This is a genomic window from Desulfohalovibrio reitneri, assembly GCF_000711295.1.
Classification (GTDB): Bacteria; Desulfobacterota; Desulfovibrionia; order Desulfovibrionales; family Desulfovibrionaceae; genus Desulfohalovibrio; species Desulfohalovibrio reitneri.
In genome coordinates this window covers 450,717-471,745 of the sequence record NZ_JOMJ01000004.1, presented here as the reverse complement: position 1 = coordinate 471,745, position 21,029 = coordinate 450,717, and the positions used below count along the sequence as shown (strand labels likewise).

The window sequence follows — 21,029 nt, the reverse complement described above, 5'->3', positions numbered from 1 at the left end:
GGATTCGCCCTGGTGCGACCTGGCAGGTCAAGCGCGGCCCTGTCGCGCGAAACGTCCGGTCTGGCAGCGACCGTTTCGCGTCCCCGCGCCTACCCGCCCGGCTCTATTCCCCATTGTCCCCCCTGGCAAGGAGGGAAAGGCAGTTCTTTCCGGCCGGAAACCAAAAAAACATCCGCACCGTCGGAAAGCCGGGCCGCTGTCTCAGGCCCCGCCTTCCCCCTCCCCATCGTCCTTGCCGGTGCGGCCGTAGATGTCGTCGAAGCGGACGATGTCGTCCTCTTCCAGGTACGGGCCGGACTGCACCTCGATGATCTCCACCTCCATTTTCCCGGGATTGGACAGCCGGTGGCGTCCGCCCTTGGGGATGTCGATGGACTGGTTCTCCACCAGCGGGTGCTCCACGCCGTCCACCTCGGCCTTGGCCGTGCCCCGGATGACCACCCAGTGCTCGCTGCGGTGGTGGTGCATCTGTTCGGACAGCCTGGCGCCGGGCAGCACGGTCAGCCGCTTGACCTTGTAGCCGGGATGCTCCTCCAGCACGGTGTAGCTGCCCCAGGGGCGGTGCACGGTGACGTGCGCCTCCACCAGCTGGGAGCCCCGCGCCTTGAGTTCGTCCACCACCTCGCGCACGCGCTGCACCTGGTCCATGGAGCAGACCAGGGTGGCGTCGCGCGTCTGGACGACAATCAGGTTCTCCACGCCCACGGCCGCCAGCATGCCGCCCCGGGAAAAGAGCATGCTGCCGGAGCAACCCTTTTGCAGCACCTCGCCGCTGGTGGCGTTGCCCTGCTCGTCCTTGTCCGAGAGGCGGTAGATGGCCTCCCAGTTGCCAAGGTCGTCCCAGTTGAACGGGGCCTTGACCACCGCCTGGCGGCCGATCTTCTCGGCTATGCCGTAGTCCAGGCTGATGTCAGGCAGGGCGGCGTAGTCCTCGGTGGGATTGGCAGGGTCCACGGACTCGAACCACGCCGCCAGCTCCGGCTGGTGCTCGGCGACCGCCTCGAGAAAAGTCTCCCTGGAGAAGACGAACATGCCGGAGTTCCAGAAATAATCGCCCGAGGCCAAGTACTCCTTGGCCGTGCCCAGGTCCGGTTTCTCGCGGAAGCCCTCCACCTCGAAGGCCCCGTCATCCAGCTCCCGGCCGTGGTGGATGTAACCGTACCCTGTCTCCGGGGTGTTCGGTTCGATGCCGAAGGTGACGAACCAGCCCTTTTCGGCCAGATCGAAGGCTTTCCCCAGACCATGCTTCCAGCCGCCGTTGTCCCCCACCAGATGGTCCGAGGGAAAGACAGCTGCCAGGGCGCCGGGCTCGTCAACCCTGGTCAGGGCGAGAAGCACCGCGGGCAGGGTATTGCGGCCAAGCGGCTCCGCCAGCACGTTGTCAGGCAGACCGGAGTCCACTTCGGCCAGCTGCTTGCGCACCTCGAAGACGTGTTCCTCGTTGGTCACCACCAGCACCCGCTCCGAGGGAAAGGCCTCCAGCGTCCTGGCGGCGGTCTGCTGCAAAAGCGAGAGGTCGCCGCCCAGGGGCATGAGCTGCTTGGGCATGAGGGTGCGGGACAGGGGCCACAGGCGGGTTCCCGAACCGCCTGCCAGGATGATGGCGTAGCCGGGGGAGCAGGTGTCGTGCTGTTCGTTCATGGATTCCAAATGGAAAAATGTCCGGGGTTCAGGGCCTTCAGCCCGCGAACCCGAAGGGCGTTTCGAACTCCCGCCACAGGGGCAGTCCCTCGTCCTTTTCCGAGAGGATGGGGCCGTCGTCCGGCAACTCGCTCAGTGGCCAGTCCACGGCCAGGTCGGGGTCGTTCCAGCGCAGGCCGCCCTCGCTTTTCGGGGCGTAGGTGGCGTCCACCTTGTACATGAATTCGGTGTCCGGCCGCAGGGTGAGGTAGCCGTGGGCGAAGCCGCGGGGAATGAAAAGCCGCAGGAAGTTTTCTTCCGAGAGGACGAAGCCGCGCCATTGGCCGAAAGTGGGCGACCCTTCCCGCAGGTCCACCACCGTGTCGAAGACAGCCCCGCGCACCACCCAGACCAGTTTGGCCTGGTCGTTGGGCGGAGCCTGGAAATGGAAACCGCGCAGCACTCCGGCCGGGGCGCTCTTGGCGTGGTTGTCCTGCACGAAGCGAGCGTCCACGCCCGCCTCGGCGAAGGCCTCGGCGTTGTAGCTTTCCAGGAAAAAGCCCCGTTCGTCGCGGAATACCCGTGGGGTAATCCGCAACAGGCCGGGTACATCTGTCGGTTCGACTTGCATGCTGGCGGACCCGATTCCTCAAGGACTCGCCCGGGTCTATCCCATGCCCGAACGGGCGTCAACGCGGACACCGCGCCGGGCGGCCCGGGGGACTCGACGGACGAGGCGGCCGGGTGTACTGCAAACACCTGTCATGAGCAACTCGGAAATCGTCATCGTCGGCGGGGGAATCCTGGGGCTGACCCTGGCGCGGGAACTGCTCGGCAGGGGCCGGGACGTGCTGGTCCTGGAAAAAGAGGGCGGCCTCGGCGTCCACGCCTCGGGCCGCAACTCCGGGGTGCTGCACGCGGGCATCTACTACGCCCCGGACTCCCGCAAGGCGTCCACCTGCCTGCGCGGCAACCGGCTGATGAAGCGGTATTGCCGGGAGAAAGGGCTGCCGCTGGAGGAATCCGGCAAGGTCATCGTGGCCTCCGGCGAGGCCGAGCTGGACGTGCTGGACGAACTGCACCGCCGCGCCCTGGCCTGCGGCGCGGACGTGGCCGCCATCGACGAGGCGGAGCTGGCCGAACTGGAGCCCCACGCCGTGACAACGGACCGGGCCCTGCACTCCCGCGAAACGGCCGTGGTTTCGCCCAAGGCCATCCTGCACAGCCTGGCCGGAGACATCCAGGCCATGGGCGGGCGCATCCGCCACGGGGCCAGGGTGGCGGACAGGCGGGGGGACACCGGCCTGCGCTTGGCCGACGGAGAGCTGGTGGGGTTCGACCTTCTCATCAACTGCGCCGGGGCCTTTGCGGAGAAGCTGGCCCACCTCTTCGGCGCGGGGCGGGAGTACCGGGTGCTGCCCTTCAAGGGCACCTACCGCAAGCTGCGCTCCGGGCGGGAAAAGTTCTGCCGCTCCTCCATCTACCCGGTGCCGGACATCCGCAACCCCTTCCTGGGCGTGCACTTCACCCGCTCGGTGGACGGGGACGTCTATTTGGGCCCCACCGCCCTGCCCTGCCTGACGCGGGAGGCCGGGGGCAGCCCCGGCGCGGAGGCGGTCTCCATCCTGGCCAGGGAAGCCAGGCTGTTCGCGGTCAATCCCCGCTTCCGGGCCGTGGCCCTGGCCGAACCGCGCAAGTACCTCACCCGCTTCTTCCTGCGGGATGCCCAGAAGCTGGTGCCGTCCCTGCGGCCGGAGGACGTCGAACCCAGCGCCAAGTTTGGCATCCGCCCGCAACTGGTGGACACACGCACCAACGAACTGGTCATGGACTTCGTCATGGAGGAGGCCGAGACCTCCCTGCACGTGCTCAACGCCATCTCCCCGGCCTTCACCTCCTCCATGGCCACGGCCAGAGACATCGCCGACCGGCTGGAAAGCATAGCCGCATGATGTCTATATTGACATCTGAATTATGATCTGAAAATGTACCTCTTTGCCAAAACTTGCACAGGAAATTATTATTCATCATGAAAACGACTATATTAGTCGGTCCTGAAAAAGGCCTTTCAGATTGAATCAGGCGTACTTTAGTCTGCCCCGACTCCAGGTTCCGAAGCAGAGCCAAGGGGCGAAAAGAGACAAAAAGTGCTTCAGTGTACTGCCCCCGGTTTAGCAAGCCTTTTTTAAGAGAGTCCGCGAGTTGATCAGTTCCTGCTCGGTTGTCACCGGGGTTTTATACCCCAGCGCCGAGTGCAGGTAGCCTTGGTTGTATTCTTCGATCCAGGAGCCCAAGGCTTGGCAAAAGGCCGTCGGGCTACGCCATTCATTAATCCAGACCAGCTCTTCCTTCATGGTGCGCATGAAGCGCTCGGTGTCGGCATTGCCTTTTGGGTTGTTGTAGCTGGTGAAGGCGAGTTTGATGTCCATGACGCGGCAAGCCTTCATGAAGCTCGCCGAGGTCGGCTGGCAGCCGTTGTCGGCCATGAGATGAAGACCGCCGTCGCGCACGCCTTCGGGGAACTGCCTGCCGACAGCCGCGTTGAGCGCCGAGAGCCAATGCCACGCCTTGGCCTGGTCGCCGGCGTAATGGCCGACGACCTTCTTGGTGCGCCAATCAAGCACAATGACCACGTACAGCCAGCCGTAGCCGTCAATCTTGATTTTGGTCATGTCGATACCCCACCACTCGTTGGGTCGCGTGGGCCGGGGCTTGACGCCGGTCGGCCTGCGTTTGGCCTTGAGTCGCAGGTTGGGCTTCACCGTGAGGTCATGCTCGCTCATGAGCCGGTAGACGCGATTTTTGCCGACGACTACGCCGTCCACGAAGCGCAGAAACGCCCAGACCCGACGGTATCCCCAGAACGGATGGTCGGCCTTGATGCCGCGAATGCGGGCCAGGAGGTCGGCGTTGCGCTCGGCGACCTTTGCATATGGTCCACGCTTCATCCGAACGGCCCGCTTTTTTTTAGCTCAATGGTCAACTCACCGATCAGGCTTTTGAGCTTCATGTTCTCGCGCTCAAGCTTGGCCGTACGCTGTGCGCCGTGCTCGGTCTCGAACGCTTTGTGCGCCTGGGCAAGGAATTGATCGCGCCACTTGTAGTACTGGTTCTGCGAGATGGCGTACTCGGCGCACACTTCGCCCACGGGTCGTCCTCGAAGGCCTTCGAGGACGACCCGAGTCTTCTGCTCCGGGGTCCACTTCCGTCGCTTCATGGCAAACCTCCTGCCTGTTGAGAAGCCACGGACTTCCACTTAAATCAAGGCTGTTTCAAACTGGGGGCAGGATATCAGTCCCCGCATCCACTTCTTGAAGTTGAACGCGGCTGCGGCCATCAGCAGGTTGATCGCATCACCGAGGGCCCCTTTCAGGAAGTTTTTGGCCATGCGGAAGTCGTGTTTGAGATGTCCGATCACCGGCTCGATGCCAGCGCGTCTGCGAAAACGTTGCCTGGCCTTTCGTCTCTGGTAGGGCGTGTCGCTTTTCTTCGGCCGGCCCGGAATCAGAATGCTCGTGTCACCGACTTTTTTGCGCCCCCTGTAACCCCGGTCACAGATGGCCGCCTCGGGGCAGGATTCCGTGATTTGCGAAACTTGCTCCAGAACATCCGGCAGGGTGTGACCGTCGAAAACGTTCTCCTTGAAGGACATGGCTCCTACGATCACACCGGTGGTCTTGGTCCAGGCGATGGAGGCCTTGCGTCCGAACTCGTACTTTTTGTGCTCTTTGCCCTTGCCGATGCAAAGCACGTCCGGTTCGTGCAGGCTGTAGATCTTGTTCTTGTCGGTACGTTTCTGGTCATGGACCCGGCGGAAGAGCTGCATAGCTTCCCTGTGCCTGGCCAACGAATCCCTGGGCAGTTTGCGCTCAAGTTCGCGGATCAGGACGCCAGCCATGGTCCGAATGCGTTTGATGATCTTGCGACTCTTGAATCGCTGGCGCAGGAGGCCTGGCAATTCACGGCGGAAACTGCGGCGCAAGCTGATTCCTTCGAACTCGGCGATGGCCCTGCATCGCTTGATGACCTTGGTCAGAAGCTTCACGTCAGTGGGGAAGGTGATGTTCTTCTCCTGGACCGTGGTGTCCACGGCGATCTCCCGCTCCATGGCGTCGTCGCCGTGCAGACCCACCGAGACCTCGAAGATCAAACGCGCCCCACCCTCGCCGATGCGTTTGCGGAAATAAACCAAGTCCGTGGGGTCACAAGGAAGCCTCCACCGGAAATGCGTCTCACCGCAGAAGGCCTGATAGTAGGGGTTCCGGACCCAAGCCTCAATGACACGCTCGTCGCTCAGATTTTCAAGCTGCTTGAGGATCATGAGCCCGACCATGAGTCTGATGGGCTTTGCTGGACGACCATACTCACTATAGAGGCTAGAAAACTCCTGCTCGAACCTTTCCCAGGGGATGTTCGCTGCAAGCTTGAGCAGCGGGTCCTTGGGATTGAGCTGATCGATGAGGTCCTCGTAGAGGAAATTGCCCTGATCGCTTTTGGCTGGCTTGGCCTTCATCATCACTCCCGAACCGGTGACGGCGCGACCGGTTTCTTGCAGAATCACTACAGTTCCTGGTCGAGAATGATACATTGAATGCTACACTTTGTTAATTCTTTTCAGTGTCATAGATGTTTTTCAGGGCCGACTAAGTATATCAGCGAGCTATCCCTTCCTGAGAGCACAAGCGAACTCGGCGACTCAATTGCCATCATTGATGGATTGTTCTCATCGTTGGCAATTGTCTTGGGATTAGTAGCTGTTTTGATACAAGGAAAGGAACTAAAAGAATCGACCAAAGCCCAAATTGATCAATATACTGCCCTAAAAGAACAGAAGGAACAACAAGACAAGGCAAACCTGTTGAACGCATATACTGCTCAAATTACTTTTTTAAAATTTGAAATGGGGAGGCTTGAAGACACGATACAATCAGAAAAGACTAAACTAGATGAACTGAACAAAAACAAGGAAAAAAATTGTGACCAAATAAAAAGATCGTGGGACTTAATTAAGAACTCAAACAATTTGAAACAAAGACACCTGAACAAGTACAAATTGATAAATGAAGAGATTGAAAAGCTTCTCTCTACGCTTCTCTCAAAATCATTCGTTGACTAATTTGTACGTATACTTCCCATTAATCCACAGATGTCCTCATTTTTCGCACAATTTTTCAGAACATATTACTGCCGATGTTCTATTAATTTCGGAATATTAGCTTAATCGGCCCCGCAATCCCCCTACCCCAATCGGACCACACCGGCTCACTGCTTGGAGCCGAAGACCTTCTTCAGAATCTCCGTGGTGCGGGCGGCCGGGTTTTCGCGGATTTTCTTCTCCTCGCGGGCCAGGGTCAGGAACAGCCCGTCCAGCCCCTTCTCCGTGACGTACCCGTCCAGGTCCAGGGCCTTCATGTCCATGAGGCTGGTGGCCGGGCCCAGGCTCTCAGTGAAGTTCTTGTACTTGCGCGTCACGCCCACCTCATCCGTGGCCTCGTCCACGATGGGCAGGAAGCGGGCGGTCAAGTCGTCGCTGGAGGTGCGCTCGAAGTAGCGCGTGGCCGCGTCGTCCGGTCCTTTGAGAATCTTCTTGGCGTCGTCGAAGGTCATCTGCTTGATGGCGTCGGTGAAGACGTCCACCGCCTCGGGCACGGCCCGTTCGGCCGCCTGGTTCATGCTCACCACGAACTCGTCCACCACCTCGTCCTTGCCCATGGTGCGGGCCACGTCGGCCGCGCTCTGCAGGCTGTCCGGCATGGGGATGCGCACGTCCTCGTGGTTGAGGTAGCCGCCGGGCTGCCCCAGAAAGCCCACGGCCCTGTCCACTCCCACCCGCAGGGCCTCCTTCAGCCCCTCCACGGTCTCCTCGGTGGACAGTCCCGCGCTCTCGATGAGCCCGGTTTCCTCGCCAGCCTCCTTGAGCTTGTCCATCCACCCCGCCCAGGCGCTGGCGGCCAGCAACAGAACCACAAGGACGAGTGCGGACGAGAGGTAACGTCGAATCATGGCTGCGCTCCTTTGTATGGACATATCGAACTCTACCACGCCCGGCCCGGGGGTGCCATGGGGAAAAAGAAAAGAAGGAGAGGGAATGAGAAAGGGCCGGCTCCCGTGCGGGAACCGGCCCTGGAAAATGGCGGAGAGAGAGGGATTTGAACCCTCGAACGGTGTAAACCGTTACACGCTTAGCAGGCGTGCGCCTTCAGCCTAACTCGGCCATCTCTCCGTATGTCGATCCGCCCCTGCCCGGAACGAAGGAACAGTCCCTCTAATTTGCACCGCCTTGGCTGTCAAGGCAAGGCTCAGCCCCATTTCTGCTGCGAGTCGCGGCTGGCCCGGTAGTGGATGCGCATGGGCGCGTGGGGGATGTTGAACTGCTTGCGGAGCTGGTTCTCCACGTACCGCTTGTAGGACTCCTTCACCAGGGAGGGCTGGTTGACGAAGAAGACGAAGGTGGGCGGCTCGGTCTCCGTCTGGGTCAGGTAGTAGAACTTGGCCCGGCGGTACTTGACCTGCGGCGGCTGGTGGCGGGTCAGCACCTCGTGCATGACCCGGTTCAGCTTACCCGTGGAGATGCGGATGCGTGTCTCCTCCATGATCTTCTCGGCCATGGGCAGGATGCGGTCCACCCCCTCGCCGGACAGGGCGGAGGTGAATACCACCGGCACGTGGGAGGCGATGCGCAACTCCTCGCGCACGGCCCGCTCGAATCGCTTGCGCTCCTTTTTGGGCACCAGGTCGGTCTTGTTCACGGCCATGATCAGGGGAACCTTCTCCTTCTCCAGATAGGCCAGCAGCTTCTTGTCCTGCTGGGAGAAGCTCTGCCCGGCGTCCAGCACCAGCACGGAAACGTTCGCCCGGGCGGCGCTCTTGAGCGCCCGCATGACCGAGAACCGCTCAAGGGAATCGGTGACCTTGGCGCGGCGGCGCACCCCGGCCGTGTCCACGAAGGTGTACCGTTTCTCCCCCCGCACCAGCGTGGCGTCCACGGCGTCGCGGGTGGTGCCCGCCTGGTCGGAGACGAGGAGGCGGTCGGCCCCCACCAGGCGGTTGATGAGGCTGGACTTGCCCGCGTTGGGGCGGCCCAGCATGGCTAGGCGGAGCCCCTGCTCGTACTCGGGCTCCTTTTCCCCGGGAATGTCCGCCAGCAGCTCGTTGACCAGGCGGAAACGCAGGTCGCGCATGCCGTAGCCGTGGGCCGCGGAGACCGGGGCCAGTTCGAAGCCAAGGGCGTGGAACTCGGCGGTCAGCTCGGCTTCCTTCTCCGGGCCGTCCACCTTGTTCACCGCAATGAGGGTGGGCTTGCCGGAGGAGCGGATGTGCTCGGCCACCCGCTCGTCCAGGCCTGTCAGGCCCTCTCGGCCATCCACCACAAGGAGGATGGCCTGGGCCTCGGTCACGGCCTCGCGCGCCTGGGCCATGATGCCCTGGTCGATCTCGTCGCCGCCCTCCATCTCCAGGCCGCCGGTGTCGATGAAGAGCACCTCGCGGTCCTCCAGGCGGGCCAGGGAGGCCAGGCGGTCGCGCGTCACCCCGGCGCGGTCGTGGGTGATGGCCGCACTGCGGCGCAGCAGGCGGTTGAAGAGGGTGGACTTGCCCACGTTGGGGCGTCCGACTATGGCCACTGTGGCTGGCATGGTATCTTGGGTCCTTTGCCTTTGCGGGCAAGCAAGTGTAGAGCAAGCGGGGTCGGTCTGGCTACCCGAAAGACCGGCCGAGCGCAAGGGGAAAGGAGAACGCATGGAATACGGGCCTTATTTCCAGGGCAAGCGGGTGCTGGTCACCGGCGGCGCGGGGTTCATTGGCTCCAACCTGGCCAGGCGGCTGGCCGGGCTGGGTGCGTACGTCACCCTGGTGGACAGCCTCATTCCGGAGTACGGCGGCAACCTGGCCAACATCGAGGATCTGGGCGAGATGGTGCGGCTGAACATCGCCGACGTTCGCGACGAGCACGCCATGGAGTACCTGGTGCAGGGGCAGGACTACCTCTTCAACCTGGCCGGGCAGACCTCCCACCTGGACTCCATGACCGACCCCTTCACCGACCTCGACATCAACTGCCGCGCCCAGCTGGCCATCCTGGAGGCCTGCCGCCGGGCCAATCCCTCGGTGCGGCTGGTCTTCGCCTCCACCAGGCAGATATACGGCCGCCCGGACTACCTGCCGGTGGACGAAAAGCACCTCCTGCGCCCAACGGACGTCAACGGCGTGAACAAGATGGCCGGGGAATGGTACCACATCCTCTACAATAACGTGTACGACATCCCGGCCTGCGCCTTGCGGCTGACCAACACCTTCGGCCCCGGCATGCGGGTCAAGGACGCCCGGCAGACCTTCGTGGGCATCTGGATCCGCCTGGCCCTGGAGGGCAAGCCCTTCGAGGTGTGGGGCGGGGAGCAGTTGCGCGACTTCACCTACGTGGACGACTGCGTGGAGGCCATGCTGCTGTGCGCCGTGCGCGACGAGGCGCGGGGACAGGTCTACAACCTGGGCGGGCAGCCCGTGGTCAGCCTGCGGGAGCTGGCGGACATGCTGGCGGAGCTTTCCGGTGCGGAGTACGCCATCAAGGAGTTTCCGCCCGAGCGCAAGCGCATCGACATCGGCGACTACTACTCCAGCTTCGAGAGGATTCGCGACGAGCTTGGCTGGGAGCCCAGGGTGGACCTCAAGGAAGGCCTCTCCCGCACCCTGGACTACTACCGCGAACGGCTGGACAAGTACCTCTAGCCGTATTTCCGCGCCCTCCTGTACGCGCCGCCCGTTTTGCCGTACCCTGCGGGATGGAGGTGCCCCGTGAGCCGTGATTTCGAGACGCTGCCGGAGCTTGTGCGCGCCCTGGGCGAGGCCAGGGAGCGGGACATGCTGGTCTGGTTCGACCGGGACGGCAAGAACGCCCTGTCCTGCGCCAAGGGCCTCCAACGGGCCGAGAAGCTGGCCCGGGGACTGGCCGCGCGGGGAATGGGGCCCGGCGACAGGCTGGCCCTGTTCGCGGACAACGCGCCCGAGACGGTGCTGCTGGTCCTGGCGGCCACGCTGTGCGGGGCGGTGGCCATGCCCGTGGACCCGCAGCTTTCCGGCGACACCCTGGTCCACGTGCTGCGCGACGGAGCGCCCTCCCTCATCCTGGCCAACAAGGACCAGGCCGCCCGCGTGGCCGACCTGGACCCCGCGCCGGAGGCGGAAACGCTGCGCACGGACACCGGCGGCGAGGGCTCCTGGGCCGAGCTTGAGCGGGACGGCGAGGCGGAGCGCGACCTGCCCCGCGTCTCGCCCGGGGACACGGCCGCCCTCTTCTACACTTCCGGCACCACCGGCCCGCCCAAAGGGGTGCCGCTGACCCACGCCAACCTCGCCTACCAGCAGCGCGCCCTCATCCGGGCCCAGCTTGTGCGGCCCGGCCTGCGCATGCTGCTGCCCCTGCCCCTGCACCACGTCTATCCTTTCGTGGTGGGGGTGTTCACCCCGCTGGCCCTGGGGCTACCGGTCATCCTGCCCGGCGGGCTGACCGGGCAGGAGGTGGTGCGGGCCGTGCGCGAGGGCGGGGCCAACATCATCATCGGCGTGCCCCGGCTCTACCAGGCCCTGCTCTCCGGGCTGGACTCCCGGCTGGCGGCCATGCCCTTTCCCGTGGGCTGGCTGCTGCGCGGGGCGTGGTCCCTCTCCACCCGCGTGCGCCGGGCTGGCGGCCCGCGCCTGGGCAAGGCCCTGCTCTACCCCCTGCACCGGCGCATCGGCCCCGGCGTTTCCATCGCCGCCTCGGGCGGCGCGCCGCTGGAGGAGGAAACCGCCTGGCGGCTGGAGGGGCTGGGCTGGAAGGTGGTGGTGGGCTACGGCCTGACCGAGACCTCGCCCATCCTGACCGTCATCCCGCCGGGCGCGGGGCGCTTCCGCACCGTGGGCCGCCCCCTGGAGGAAACCTCCCTGCGCATCGGCCGCGCGCCGGACGCCCCGAAGGGCGCTGGCGAGGTGCAGGCCAAAGGGCCGGGGGTGTTCTCCGGGTACCGCAACCTGCCGGACAAAACGCGCGAGGCGTTCACCGGGGACGGCTGGTACCGCACCGGCGACCTGGGACGCCTGGAGGACGGCTGGCTGTCGCTTGCCGGTCGGGCCTCCACCCTGCTGGTCACGCCGGGCGGGGAGAACGTGCAGCCGGAGACGGTGGAGGCCGCTTTGGACCGTCACCGCCTCATCAAGGAATCAGGCGTCCTGGAGCACGAAGGGGCCATCAAGGCGCTGCTGGTGGCGGACGCGCCCGCCATCCGCCAGGGCGGCGACCCCGACCTGGAGAAGATCGCCCGCAGTTCGGCCCAGGAAGCCGCCCGCGACCTGCCCTCCCACCACCGGCCCACGGAGTACCGCGTCACCACCCGCCCCCTGGAGCGCACCCGGCTGGGCAAGATACGGCGGCACAAGCTGGAAGAACGGTTCGAGGAGGCCGGGCGGGAGGACGCCGGGGCCGATCTGACGCCCATGGACCCCGCGGACATGGACCCGGCCGACAGAGAATTGCTGGAGGACGGCCGCGCCAGGGCCGCCTGGGACCTGCTGGCCGAACGATTCCCCAAGCGCGGCCTGCGCCCTGACTCCGACCTGGCCGGGGAACTGGGGCTGGACTCCCTGGCCTGGCTGGACCTGTCCCTGGAATTGTCCCAGCGCACCGGAACCAGCCTGGACGAGGACGCCATCGCCCGGCTCGAGACCGTGCGCGACCTGTTGCGCGAAGTGGCCTCCGCCAAAGGCGGGGGACGCGGCGCGGACCCGGTGCGGGAGCCGCTTGAGTACCTCACGGAGGAAGAACTGGCCTGGATACAGCCAGCCAACGGATTGCAGCGGGGATTCCACCGCGCCGGGCGCGGCCTGCTGCGGGCGGCCTTCACGGCCTATTTCCGGCTGGAGGTCAAAGGGCTGGAGAACCTGCCCACGGATTCGGGGCCGCTGGTCATCGCCTCCAACCACCTCAGCTACCTTGACGCCTTCGTGCTGGACGCCGCCCTGCCATTTTCCCTACTGCGGCGGACCCACTTCGCTGGCTGGACCGGGGCGGCCTTCGCCAATCCGGTATTCGGCTTCGTTTCCCGGGCCGGGCAGACCTTTCCCGTGGACCCGGCACGCCGCCCCGGCGTCAGCCTGGCATTGGGCGCGGGTGTGCTGGCCCGGGGCCGCGCCCTGGTCTGGTTCCCCGAGGGCATCCGCTCGCGCGACGGCAGCCTGCAGCCCTTCCAGCCCGGACTGGGCCGCATCCTGGCCGCCCAGCCCGCCCGGGTGGTCCCGGCACGCATCCACGGCACGCACCAGGCCATGCCGCCCGGCTCGGCGCTCATCCGGCCCGCCAAGGTCAGCCTGCGCCTGGGCCCGGCCTTGGAATCCAGCCACCTGGCCGATGAAGGCGAAGGAAACGACGAGGCTGAGCGAATTCTGCACGGGTTGCGAGCCAGGATGGAAGCGGCTGGCTGAGGCGCAATGAAAACGGGCCGTGGGGAATTCCCACGGCCCGACAATCATGCGCGGCTTACTCCGGACTCTACTCCTCCAAGCCGTTGACCTCCATCATGTCCTCCCGCATCTCTTCGCCCTTGTCCTTCATGTGCTCCATTTGGTCGTGACTCATTTCTTTCATGTCCATCTTGCCGAAGGAGAAAAGGTAGTCGTGGTGCGAGGCCTGGGCGTGGCAGGTGCGGCAGGACTCCACGTCGCCGGAGGCCTGGATTTCCCCGTCCGAGGTGTACTTGATGTAATACCAGTCGCCGGAGTCCGGGGCGAAGCCGTCCATCTTCTCCATGGCGGTCACAGCCATGAGCTTCTTGTCCTTGTTGTAGTTCTCCTTGACGATGATGGAGCCTGCGGGCAGCGGGACGTCCATGCGCTTGATGGCCTGCATGGCGGTGTCGTTGACGTAGGTGGTCAGATACGCGCCGTGCGGATGCTGCCCCTCGTACATCTTTTCGGTTCCCGGCCACAGTTCCCAGGCGGTGTAGGCCCGTCCCTGTTCCAGTTCGCGCATGAGGTCTTTATCATGGTCGCCGTGGAACATGCCCATGAGCAGGGGGATCGCCAGAAACAGCGCCGTCAACGCGGTCAGGCGGGTTGGGGTGATTTTCATTTCGGCCTCTCCAATGGTTTGAAGGTTGCTTGGTTCATTTCCATGTACTCCTCACCCAGCCCGGATCAGGGCCAGGACAAGGCACCAGACGACAAGGACCAGGGCGGTCAAAATGGACGTGCGTTTGAGCAGGGTGCTGCGCATGGCGGCCTCCGTCAGTCCAGGAAGGTGAATATTTCTCGATGCATGTTGCTATCCGGCACGCCCATGGCGCGCAACGCGGGAACGAACGCGTCCACCATCCCCTTGGGGCCGCACAGGAACCAGCGCCGCTCGGCATGGTCAGTCACCCGCCGCCGGAGCATGTCGGCATCGATGCGGCCGCTTTCACCATCCCACCCCTTGTCGGGACGGGAGAGGACATGAACCAACTCCAGGCTGGGCTGCTGTCCATCCCCGGCCATGGCCGCCAGTTCCTCGGCGAACACCGCGTCATGCAGGGTCTTGTTGGCGTAGAGCAGCACCACGTCCCGCCGCTCCCCCCGGTCGCGCATGGCCCGCAGCATGGACATCAGCGGCGTGATGCCGATGCCGCCCGCCACGAAGGCCAGCTTCTCCCCCTGGTGATGGACGTGGGAGAAACGGCCGAAGGGGCCGTGCACCATGGCCTTGTCGCCGATGCGGATCTGGTCGATGGTGGCGGTGAAGTCCCCGGACTTCTTGATGGTGCAGGCGCGGGCGTTGGGGCGTTCCGGGGAGGAGGAGATTGTCCAGTGGTGTTCCTCGCGCGGCAGCCCACGGTCGCGCAGGAAGGTGACGAACTGGAACTGGCCGGGATCGTGGGGCTGGGGAGCATCCCCATTGGGCGGGGATACTTCCACGGTGTAGACGTCCGGCGTCTCCTCGGTGACCGAGGTCACGCTCCACGGCCTGGACCGCAGCCTGGAAGGCCGGACGAACCGGTGCCAAACGAACACCCCGGCCGCGGTCAGGAAAACGAGCCAGGCAACGGCCTGTTGGGGCGTTTCGTTGAAATCCGCGCCCAGGATGGGGGCGTGCAGCACGACGAGCAGCAGGATGGCCGGGCCCAGAAGATCGTGGACAAGCCGCCAGTTCTCCCAGGACAGGGGCAGCCGGGAAAAAAGCAGGCTGGCCAAGCCGTTGAGGACCAGGAGGGCCAGCGCGATCTTGCCGGTCCAGATGTACCAGGGCAGGTCCAGGGAATAGAGCAGCCGCCAGCCAGCCCCGCTGAGGGCGATGAGCACCGGATGCGCCAGCAGCATGGCCAGCGCCAGAACGGCCATGTTGCGGTGGAAACGCAGCACCATGTCCAGGCCGAAGGGCCGCTCGATAAAGTGGAATCGGGCCGCCAGCACGGGTTGCAGCATGAGGATGGCCGCCCCGGTCAGGGCCAGCATCTTGGCGAGCTCCCGCAGGAAGATGGGATAGGGCTGCTCCACCAGAAAGACGGCCAGGGTGGCGGGCAGAACAGCCAGAAGGATGTAGACGAGAATGAGAGCCGTCCCTCGGGTCATGGGAACTCCAGAGTTTTTCACTCATGCCACCGTTAAAGGAAACCCGGTCGAGACCAAGGGGACGGAAAAGGGATAAAGGGGGTATCCCTTTTGGCGCGGCCGTTCCCGCCAACGAAAAAGGGGGCGCGGTTGAACCGCGCCCCCTTTTTCGTTCTCGGCAAGAGTCCAGGCTATTTCAGCAGCTTGGTCCAGTCGGCGCTGAACTTCTCCAGCCCTTCGTCCAGCTTGGGGTGGCTCAGGTCGAAGCTCCGCCAGTCCTTTTCCGGGTCCAGGTGTTGGTAGGGGATGGCCTTGGCCCCCTCATAGGCCACGGAAAAATCCTGGGGAGGCATGTGCATGCCTTCGTCCGCCCACTGCATGAGCGTCTCCGGCTTGCAGGTGGCGATATCCGCGCCCAGCAGGATGGACTGCAGCAGCTGGTCCAGGTCGCGCAGGCTGGCGGCCAGCAGCAGCACGTGGCTGTCCACCTTGTTGTACATGCGGCGGATGTTGGCGATGAGGTCCATGCCGTTCTCGCCCCGGTCGTACAGCCGCCCCACAAAGGGCGAGACGAACACGTCCCCCTTCTTGGCCCCGCGCGTGGCGGAATGCACCGCGGCGGCCTGGGCCTGCTGGAAGCACAGGGTCATGTTCACGGGGATGTCCTCCTGCAGCGCCCGCACGGCCGCCTCGATGCCCGTGGTGGTGGTGGGGAACTTGATTTGGGCGTTGGGCGTCCAGGTGGCCATCTCCCTGGCCTGCTCCAGCATGCGCTCGGCCGGGGTGGAGTCGTCGGCGTGCACCTCGATGGAGATGGAGCGGCCGGGGATGACCTTCTCGATTTCCTTGACGATGGTGTCGCGGTAGAAGGCCAGCAGTTCCTTCTCGCTGAACCGCTCGCCTTTCTCCAGCCGCTTTTTGGCCTCCGGGTTCTTGGCCACGAAACTGGGGTTGGTGGTCTGGCCGTCCAGAAAGCCCAGTTTGTCCTTCACCCGGCGGGTCTCCTCCGGGTCGCCTCCGTCCACGAATATCTGCGTTGTCAGTCCTTCCGGCCTCATGCGACCTCCTTTACTTTCCGGATGATGGCGTCCTTGGACAGCCCCTGGTGCTCCAGCTGCTCCCGCGAGGGGCCGCTGCGCGCCTTTTTGGTCACCGCCAGCGAATGCACCGGGCAGGGATGCCCGGCCAGGGCGGAGAGCACCGCCTCGCCCAGCCCGCCGGCGGCGTAATGGTCCTCGATGGTGATGATCGCCCCGACCTCCCCGGCCGTCTCCAGCAGGGTGTCCCGGTCGACGGGCTTGACTGAGTACAGGTCGATGACCCGCACGGAAATCCCCTCCTCCGCCAGTTCGGCGGCCGCGTCCAGGGCCTCGTGCAGCGTCACCCCGGCGGCCACCAGGGCGGCCTTGTCCGCGGCGGTGCGGCGCAGCACCTTGCAGCCGCCTATGGGAAAAGTTTCCTCCGGTCCGTAGATGACCGGCGTGCCGCCGCGCGTGGTGCGGATGTAGGCCATGCCCTCAAAACCGGCCGCCTCCTCCACCAGCCGCTCGCAGGACATGGCGTCCGAGGGGTAGAGCACGGCAGAACCAAGCAAAGTTCGGAAGAAGGCCATGTCCTCCAGCCCCATCTGGGACGGCCCGTCCTCGCCGATGGACACCCCGGCGTGGGAGCCGCAGAAAACCATGGACGGCTCCGAATACTGGGCCATGCGGATAAAATCGCTGGCCCGCGACCAGAAGGCGGCGAAGGTGGAGGCGAAGGGCCGCTTGCCCTTGGCGGCGAAACCAAGGGCGGCCCCGGCCATGGCCTGCTCCGCGATGAACATCTCGAAGAAGCGCTCCGGATGGGCTTCCTTGAAGGCGGCCGCCTTGGTGGAGTTACTCACCTCGCCGTCCAGCACCACCATCTCCGGGTGGGCGGGGAAAATGCGCTTGAGGGCGTTGCCGTAAGCCTTGCGGGTGGGCACCTTGTCGCCCATCCCATACTCGGGCGGCTCGATCCCGCCGGGAGAGCGGCGGTTCGGGCGGCGGTATTCGGGGGGAGCAAGCTCCAGCCGCAGGTCCCGGTCCACCTCGCCCAGGTCGGCCACGGCCCGGTCGCAGGCTTCCTGGTCCAGGGCCTTGCCGTGCCAGCCGTTCTTGTCCTCGGCCTCGGCCACTCCCTTGCCCTTGACAGTGCGGGCGATGAGCATGGCCGGGCGGTCGGCCTCCAGGGCGCGGGCGTAGGCGTCGGCCACCTGCTCCAGGTCGTGGCCGTCCTCCACGACGACCGCCTCCCAGCCGAAGGCGCCGACCTTGCGCTCATACACGGCCAGGTCGTGCCCGTGCATGGTCTCGCCGCGCTGGCCCAGCCGGTTGACGTCCAGCACACCCACAAGGTTGTCCAGCCCGTAGTGGGCCGCGAGCTGCATGGCCTCCCACTGCGATCCCTCCGCCATCTCGCTGTCGCCCAGCAACACGAAAACATTGGCGGGCAGTCCGTCCACCCGCTTGGCGTCCAGGGCCATGCCCAGGCCCACGGCCAGCCCCTGCCCAAGCGAGCCGGTGGCCGCCTCGGTGAAGGGGAATGAGGACGTTGGATGGCCCTCCATGCGGCTGCCGAAATGGCGGTAGGTCATGAGTTCATCCTCATCCACCTGCCCCGCCCCGGCCCACAGGGAGTAGAAAAGCGGTGAGGCGTGGCCCTTGGAAAAGATGAGCCTGTCATTGGCCGGATGGTCGCGCTCCTCGGGATCGAAGCGGAAGAAGCGGCGGCCGCCCTTCTCCCCCCACAGCAGCCCGGCCATGAGTTCCACTGCGGAAAGGGACGAGGTGGGGTGCCCCGAACCCGCCTGCGTGGTGGCGGTCAGAATCCAGTATCTGAGCAGTCGGGCCATGCCTTGCAGCCTGGCGATATCTGGCATGCGGTCTCTCCTGATTCGGTTCCGCTTCCGCGAACGGCCGTGGCCGCTTCCGGGGAAACGATCTTATGCAACAGAATATGTAGCACAAAATGACCGGGCTAGGGCAAGGAGGAAATGGACGCGGCAGGACGGCGCTCCCTCCCGCCCTCCGTACAACCCCCGTACCCGATGGTGAGCCGCCGCCACGGCGGGATGCTCAACGAATCGTACCGTTTCCCCGAGACCGCCTTCAGCCGGTCCGCCGATATTTACCCGGAACTTCCCCGGCCCGATACTTGCCGCACGGAACACCGTTCACTTACTGTTGCCTTCATGGGCGAACCCCCATGAACCGGTCGGGCGCGTCCCGTCTTTTTTCTCGCTCCACCGGTTGCCAGCATGGAATTGCCCATATTCCGGCGGAATGAACCAGAAGCGCCTCCGCCGCTCCCCGCTCAGGGCGAGAGCTTCCGCAACCCGAGGAGGTTGGCATGATACGAGGCAAGAGAAACGCTCGACTGGGCCTGGCCGCAGCCGTCCTGGCCGTGTCCGCCCTGCTGCTCGGCGGCCCCGCATTGTCCGGCGCCATGCAGCACGAGATGACCGAAAACGAGCGCATGGGCATCCCCGAAGGCGTGGACCCCATCCACAAGACCTACATCAACGTGGTCACCCCGGAGTTCGAGGAAATCCGGGCCAAGGACGTCAAGGAGAAGGACAAGTTTATGCAGCGCCAGCAAAATCTGCTCGAGCGCCGCTACGACCTCTCCGACACCCCCTCGGACGTGATGATGTCCGCCGGGCGCAAGCCCGTGCAGCAGGGGGTGCGAGTCAAGCTGCCGGACGGCGTTACCTGGGACGAGCTGGCCTCCATGAAGCCCTCGGAGATCAAGGAGAAGGGCCTCTTCCCCCGGGGGTTCCTGCCGCTGCCGCACGTCAAGCACGAAACCGGCGGCCAAGTCTTCCCCGAGGACCACATCAAGGCCATCAAGGAAATGGAGCACAGGGACCTTGAGCGGTTCGACGTGGAGTTCGACCTGCCCAAGCACCTCATCCCCGAGTTCCCGCCGCCCATCTACCTGCAATCCCGCCCCGACCTGGGCGACGTGTCCCAGGGCAAGGTGCTGTCCATCAAGAACTACCACGACATCATGGACGGCATCCTCACCCCGGTGCAGATGGAAGGGCTGCGCCTGCTGCTGACCCCATTCCCGCAGCAGCAGTTCAACCAGACGGACGATCGCAAGTCGGACGAACCCAGCCTGGGCGTGAGCTGCCTGGACTGCCACACCAATGGGCACACCAACGCCGCCTTCCACCTCAACCCGGACATCCGGCCGCACATCGCCCGGCTGCGCCTGGACACGGTCAGCCTGCGCGGCATGTTCGCCCAGCAAATCCACGGCTCCAAGCGGTCCCTGCGCTCCATCGAGGACTTCACCGAGTTCGAGCAGCGCACCGCCTACTTCGACGGCGACCAGGTCACCGCCCAGAAGAAGGGCGTGCACCTGCCCGACCGCACCAGCCAGGTGGCCCTCATGGCACAGATGCAGAACATGTTCGACTTCCCGCCCGCGCCCAAGCTGAACGTCTTCGGCAAGCTGGACGAGGACAAGGCCACCGAGCAGGAACTGAAGGGGCAAAAGGTCTTCTTCGAGAAGGGCAAGTGCGGCGACTGCCACCCCGCGCCCTACTACATGGACCAGACCATGCACGACCTCAAGGTGGAGCGTTACCACAAGGAGGACATGATCAACGGCCAGTTCGTGCACGCCACCGGTCCCATCAAGACCTTCACCCTGCGGGGCATCAAGGACTCCCCGCCGTACCTGCACGACGGCCGCCTCCTGACCCTGGAGGACACCGTGGAGTTCTTCAACCTGGTCACCGGAGTCGATCTGACCAAAGAGGAAAAGGCCGCACTGGTGGCCTTCATGCGGATGCTGTAGGCGGCGGCCCGCGCTTAAACGGCCCCGGTTCCGCCAGGAGCCGGGGCTTTTTCGTTTCGAGAGGAATGGGGCGATGCTGGCCGCCGGGTCGCCCTTCCACCCCGCGTTGCCAGCCCGCGCGAGGGCATGTATCCCAATCGGCGTGGAGAAACCCAAAACCGGGGACGCCATGCTGGAAACCGTCTATCTCGACGTCACGGACATCGGCGGGGAAACCCGCTTCGAGCATGAATCAACCGTGCTGGTGCTGCCGCACATCGACCGGGAACAGGTGGACCGGCTGGCGCCGGTGCTGCAAAGGCGGGCGCTGCATCCGGGGTTGCTGGTGCTGGTGGACGACACCGAACGCATCGGCTTCACCAAGGTGGCCAACCTGATCTTCGCCAAGTCGTCGTCCAAGTATTTCGGCTACCTGGCCCAGGACGTCTTTCCCGGCGACGGCTGGCTGAAATGCGGGGTGGACATGCTGGAGAAGAGCGGCAAGTCCCTGCTGCCCTTCAGCGACGGCCGCTTCCACGGCACCCTGGCGGTTTTCGGCCTGGCGCGGCGCTTCTGGGTGCAAGGCCTCTACCGCAACTGCCTCTTCTTCCCCGGCTACCAGCGCCACTTCGGCGACACCGAACTCTCCGCCATCGCCACAGCCCAGGACCAGATCATCTACAACCCCGGCTGCATTTTGCTGGAAGTGGACTACGACAAACACACCCGCCCCAACCACCCCGAAGACGACGCCCTCTACCGCGCCCGGGCGCGCACTGGCTTCGGCGGGGTGGTCGAGCCGTTCGAGGCGGCGTGAAGACAGCGACAACATCTCTCTTGGACGACAAAGCCCCCGGCTCAATGAGCCGGGGGCTTTGTCATTTCAAAATCTGGCGGAGGGAGAGGGATTCGAACCCCCGGGCCCTTGCGGGCCAGCTGTTTTCAAGACAGCCGCCTTCGACCAGCTCGGCCATCCCTCCGTTTTCAGGGGCGGGCGCGCCCCTGGCGATGCCCTGGGATACGGCAGGATGGCTTCGGCATCAAGCCGG

Annotated in this window: 17 protein-coding genes and 2 tRNA genes; 6 read left to right on the top strand and 13 right to left on the bottom strand. The window is 64.7% G+C overall.

Annotated features, from left to right (window positions below):
• Positions 1-201: 201 nt before the first annotated feature.
• Complete coding sequence (locus N911_RS0114775) at positions 202-1,641, bottom strand: mannose-1-phosphate guanylyltransferase/mannose-6-phosphate isomerase (RefSeq protein ID WP_029898479.1); 1,440 nt, start codon at positions 1,639-1,641, stop codon at positions 202-204.
• A 37-nt stretch (positions 1,642-1,678) separates the two neighbouring features.
• A complete protein-coding gene (gene rfbC, locus N911_RS0114770; protein WP_029898477.1) occupies positions 1,679-2,251 on the bottom strand; it encodes a dTDP-4-dehydrorhamnose 3,5-epimerase in 573 nt (190 codons plus the stop codon).
• A 133-nt stretch (positions 2,252-2,384) separates the two neighbouring features.
• Between rfbC and lhgO the strand changes: the two genes are divergently transcribed.
• On the top strand, positions 2,385-3,572 hold the full coding sequence (gene lhgO / locus N911_RS0114765; RefSeq protein ID WP_029898475.1) for an L-2-hydroxyglutarate oxidase: 1,188 nt from the start codon (positions 2,385-2,387) through the stop codon (positions 3,570-3,572).
• Positions 3,573-3,791: 219 nt separating this feature from the next.
• On the opposite strand, the gene N911_RS0114760 is transcribed toward lhgO, so the two are convergent.
• Genes N911_RS0114760 through N911_RS0114750 form a run of 3 tightly spaced genes read right to left on the bottom strand, consistent with a single transcriptional unit; the run spans position 3,792 to position 6,133 of the window.
• Entirely contained in the window at positions 3,792-4,568 is a 777-nt protein-coding gene (locus tag N911_RS0114760; RefSeq protein WP_051693969.1) for an IS3 family transposase, read from the bottom strand.
• Entirely contained in the window at positions 4,565-4,837 is a 273-nt protein-coding gene (locus N911_RS0114755) for a transposase (RefSeq protein ID WP_029895442.1), read from the bottom strand. The genes N911_RS0114760 and N911_RS0114755 overlap by 4 nt, the downstream gene beginning before the upstream one ends.
• Before the next feature lie 39 nt (positions 4,838-4,876).
• The gene (locus N911_RS0114750) at positions 4,877-6,133 is read right to left on the bottom strand and encodes an IS5 family transposase (protein ID WP_029898473.1); all 1,257 of its coding nucleotides are present in this window, start codon (positions 6,131-6,133) and stop codon (positions 4,877-4,879) included.
• Between the two features lie 78 nt (positions 6,134-6,211).
• Between N911_RS0114750 and N911_RS18355 the strand changes: the two genes are divergently transcribed.
• On the top strand, positions 6,212-6,736 hold the full coding sequence (locus N911_RS18355; RefSeq protein WP_138774436.1) for a hypothetical protein: 525 nt from the start codon (positions 6,212-6,214) through the stop codon (positions 6,734-6,736).
• 146 nt (positions 6,737-6,882) lie between these two features.
• Here N911_RS18355 and N911_RS0114745 read toward each other — a convergent pair whose 3' ends face one another.
• The 3 genes from N911_RS0114745 to der all read right to left on the bottom strand — a co-directional run bounded on the left by N911_RS0114745 (position 6,883) and on the right by der (position 9,254).
• Complete coding sequence (locus N911_RS0114745) at positions 6,883-7,623, bottom strand: DUF4197 domain-containing protein (RefSeq protein ID WP_029898471.1); 741 nt, start codon at positions 7,621-7,623, stop codon at positions 6,883-6,885.
• 128 nt (positions 7,624-7,751) lie between these two features.
• Positions 7,752-7,843 (bottom strand) — tRNA-Ser (locus N911_RS0114740).
• A 76-nt stretch (positions 7,844-7,919) separates the two neighbouring features.
• Positions 7,920-9,254 (bottom strand): ribosome biogenesis GTPase Der, encoded by a 1,335-nt coding sequence (gene der / locus N911_RS0114735; RefSeq protein ID WP_029898469.1) that lies wholly within the window; start codon positions 9,252-9,254, stop codon positions 7,920-7,922.
• A gap of 103 nt (positions 9,255-9,357) precedes the next feature.
• Here der and N911_RS0114730 point away from each other — a divergent pair, with 103 nt between their 5' ends.
• Entirely contained in the window at positions 9,358-10,344 is a 987-nt protein-coding gene (locus tag N911_RS0114730; protein WP_029898467.1) for an NAD-dependent epimerase/dehydratase family protein, read from the top strand.
• Between the two features lie 66 nt (positions 10,345-10,410).
• Positions 10,411-13,071, top strand: coding sequence for an AMP-binding protein (locus N911_RS0114725; protein WP_029898465.1), 2,661 nt, complete (start codon positions 10,411-10,413; stop codon positions 13,069-13,071).
• Positions 13,072-13,138: 67 nt separating this feature from the next.
• Here N911_RS0114725 and N911_RS17740 read toward each other — a convergent pair whose 3' ends face one another.
• The 4 genes from N911_RS17740 to N911_RS0114700 all read right to left on the bottom strand — a co-directional run bounded on the left by N911_RS17740 (position 13,139) and on the right by N911_RS0114700 (position 18,073).
• Entirely contained in the window at positions 13,139-13,717 is a 579-nt protein-coding gene (locus N911_RS17740; protein ID WP_051694461.1) for a cytochrome P460 family protein, read from the bottom strand.
• 155 nt (positions 13,718-13,872) lie between these two features.
• A complete protein-coding gene (locus N911_RS0114710) occupies positions 13,873-15,192 on the bottom strand; it encodes a ferredoxin reductase family protein (RefSeq protein ID WP_029898462.1) in 1,320 nt (439 codons plus the stop codon).
• A 170-nt stretch (positions 15,193-15,362) separates the two neighbouring features.
• Positions 15,363-16,229: a transaldolase family protein gene (locus N911_RS0114705; protein ID WP_029898461.1), complete on the bottom strand. Its 867-nt coding sequence runs from the start codon at positions 16,227-16,229 to the stop codon at positions 15,363-15,365.
• Complete coding sequence (locus N911_RS0114700; RefSeq protein ID WP_029898459.1) at positions 16,226-18,073, bottom strand: transketolase; 1,848 nt, start codon at positions 18,071-18,073, stop codon at positions 16,226-16,228. The genes N911_RS0114705 and N911_RS0114700 overlap by 4 nt, the downstream gene beginning before the upstream one ends.
• A gap of 470 nt (positions 18,074-18,543) precedes the next feature.
• On the opposite strand from N911_RS0114700, the gene N911_RS0114695 reads away from it, so the two are divergent.
• Together N911_RS0114695 and N911_RS18540 are read left to right on the top strand one after the other, a co-directional pair.
• Positions 18,544-20,001, top strand: coding sequence for a cytochrome B6 (locus N911_RS0114695; protein WP_237559986.1), 1,458 nt, complete (start codon positions 18,544-18,546; stop codon positions 19,999-20,001).
• Positions 20,002-20,143: 142 nt separating this feature from the next.
• Positions 20,144-20,797: a hypothetical protein gene (locus tag N911_RS18540; RefSeq protein ID WP_161781642.1), complete on the top strand. Its 654-nt coding sequence runs from the start codon at positions 20,144-20,146 to the stop codon at positions 20,795-20,797.
• A gap of 74 nt (positions 20,798-20,871) precedes the next feature.
• Here N911_RS18540 and N911_RS0114685 read toward each other — a convergent pair.
• Positions 20,872-20,960 (bottom strand) — tRNA-Ser (locus N911_RS0114685).
• Between the last annotated feature and the right edge of the window lie 69 nt (positions 20,961-21,029).

Bases quoted from the DNA above. Each gene is read 5' to 3' on its own strand.
- N911_RS0114700 (WP_029898459.1), bottom strand. From the start codon at position 18,073: ATGCCAGATATCGCCAGGCTGCAAGGCATGGCCCGACTGCTCAGATAC.
- N911_RS0114760 (WP_051693969.1), bottom strand. From the start codon at position 4,568: ATGAAGCGTGGACCATATGCAAAGGTCGCCGAGCGCAACGCCGACCTC.
- N911_RS0114705 (WP_029898461.1), bottom strand. From the start codon at position 16,229: ATGAGGCCGGAAGGACTGACAACGCAGATATTCGTGGACGGAGGCGAC.
- lhgO (WP_029898475.1), top strand. From the start codon at position 2,385: ATGAGCAACTCGGAAATCGTCATCGTCGGCGGGGGAATCCTGGGGCTG.
- N911_RS18355 (WP_138774436.1), top strand. From the start codon at position 6,212: ATGCTACACTTTGTTAATTCTTTTCAGTGTCATAGATGTTTTTCAGGG.
- der (WP_029898469.1), bottom strand. From the start codon at position 9,254: ATGCCAGCCACAGTGGCCATAGTCGGACGCCCCAACGTGGGCAAGTCC.
- N911_RS0114730 (WP_029898467.1), top strand. From the start codon at position 9,358: ATGGAATACGGGCCTTATTTCCAGGGCAAGCGGGTGCTGGTCACCGGC.
- rfbC (WP_029898477.1), bottom strand. From the start codon at position 2,251: ATGCAAGTCGAACCGACAGATGTACCCGGCCTGTTGCGGATTACCCCA.
- N911_RS0114745 (WP_029898471.1), bottom strand. From the start codon at position 7,623: ATGATTCGACGTTACCTCTCGTCCGCACTCGTCCTTGTGGTTCTGTTG.
- N911_RS0114710 (WP_029898462.1), bottom strand. From the start codon at position 15,192: ATGACCCGAGGGACGGCTCTCATTCTCGTCTACATCCTTCTGGCTGTT.
- N911_RS17740 (WP_051694461.1), bottom strand. From the start codon at position 13,717: ATGAAAATCACCCCAACCCGCCTGACCGCGTTGACGGCGCTGTTTCTG.
- N911_RS0114695 (WP_237559986.1), top strand. From the start codon at position 18,544: ATGATACGAGGCAAGAGAAACGCTCGACTGGGCCTGGCCGCAGCCGTC.
- N911_RS0114755 (WP_029895442.1), bottom strand. From the start codon at position 4,837: ATGAAGCGACGGAAGTGGACCCCGGAGCAGAAGACTCGGGTCGTCCTC.
- N911_RS0114750 (WP_029898473.1), bottom strand. From the start codon at position 6,133: ATGAAGGCCAAGCCAGCCAAAAGCGATCAGGGCAATTTCCTCTACGAG.
- N911_RS0114775 (WP_029898479.1), bottom strand. From the start codon at position 1,641: ATGAACGAACAGCACGACACCTGCTCCCCCGGCTACGCCATCATCCTG.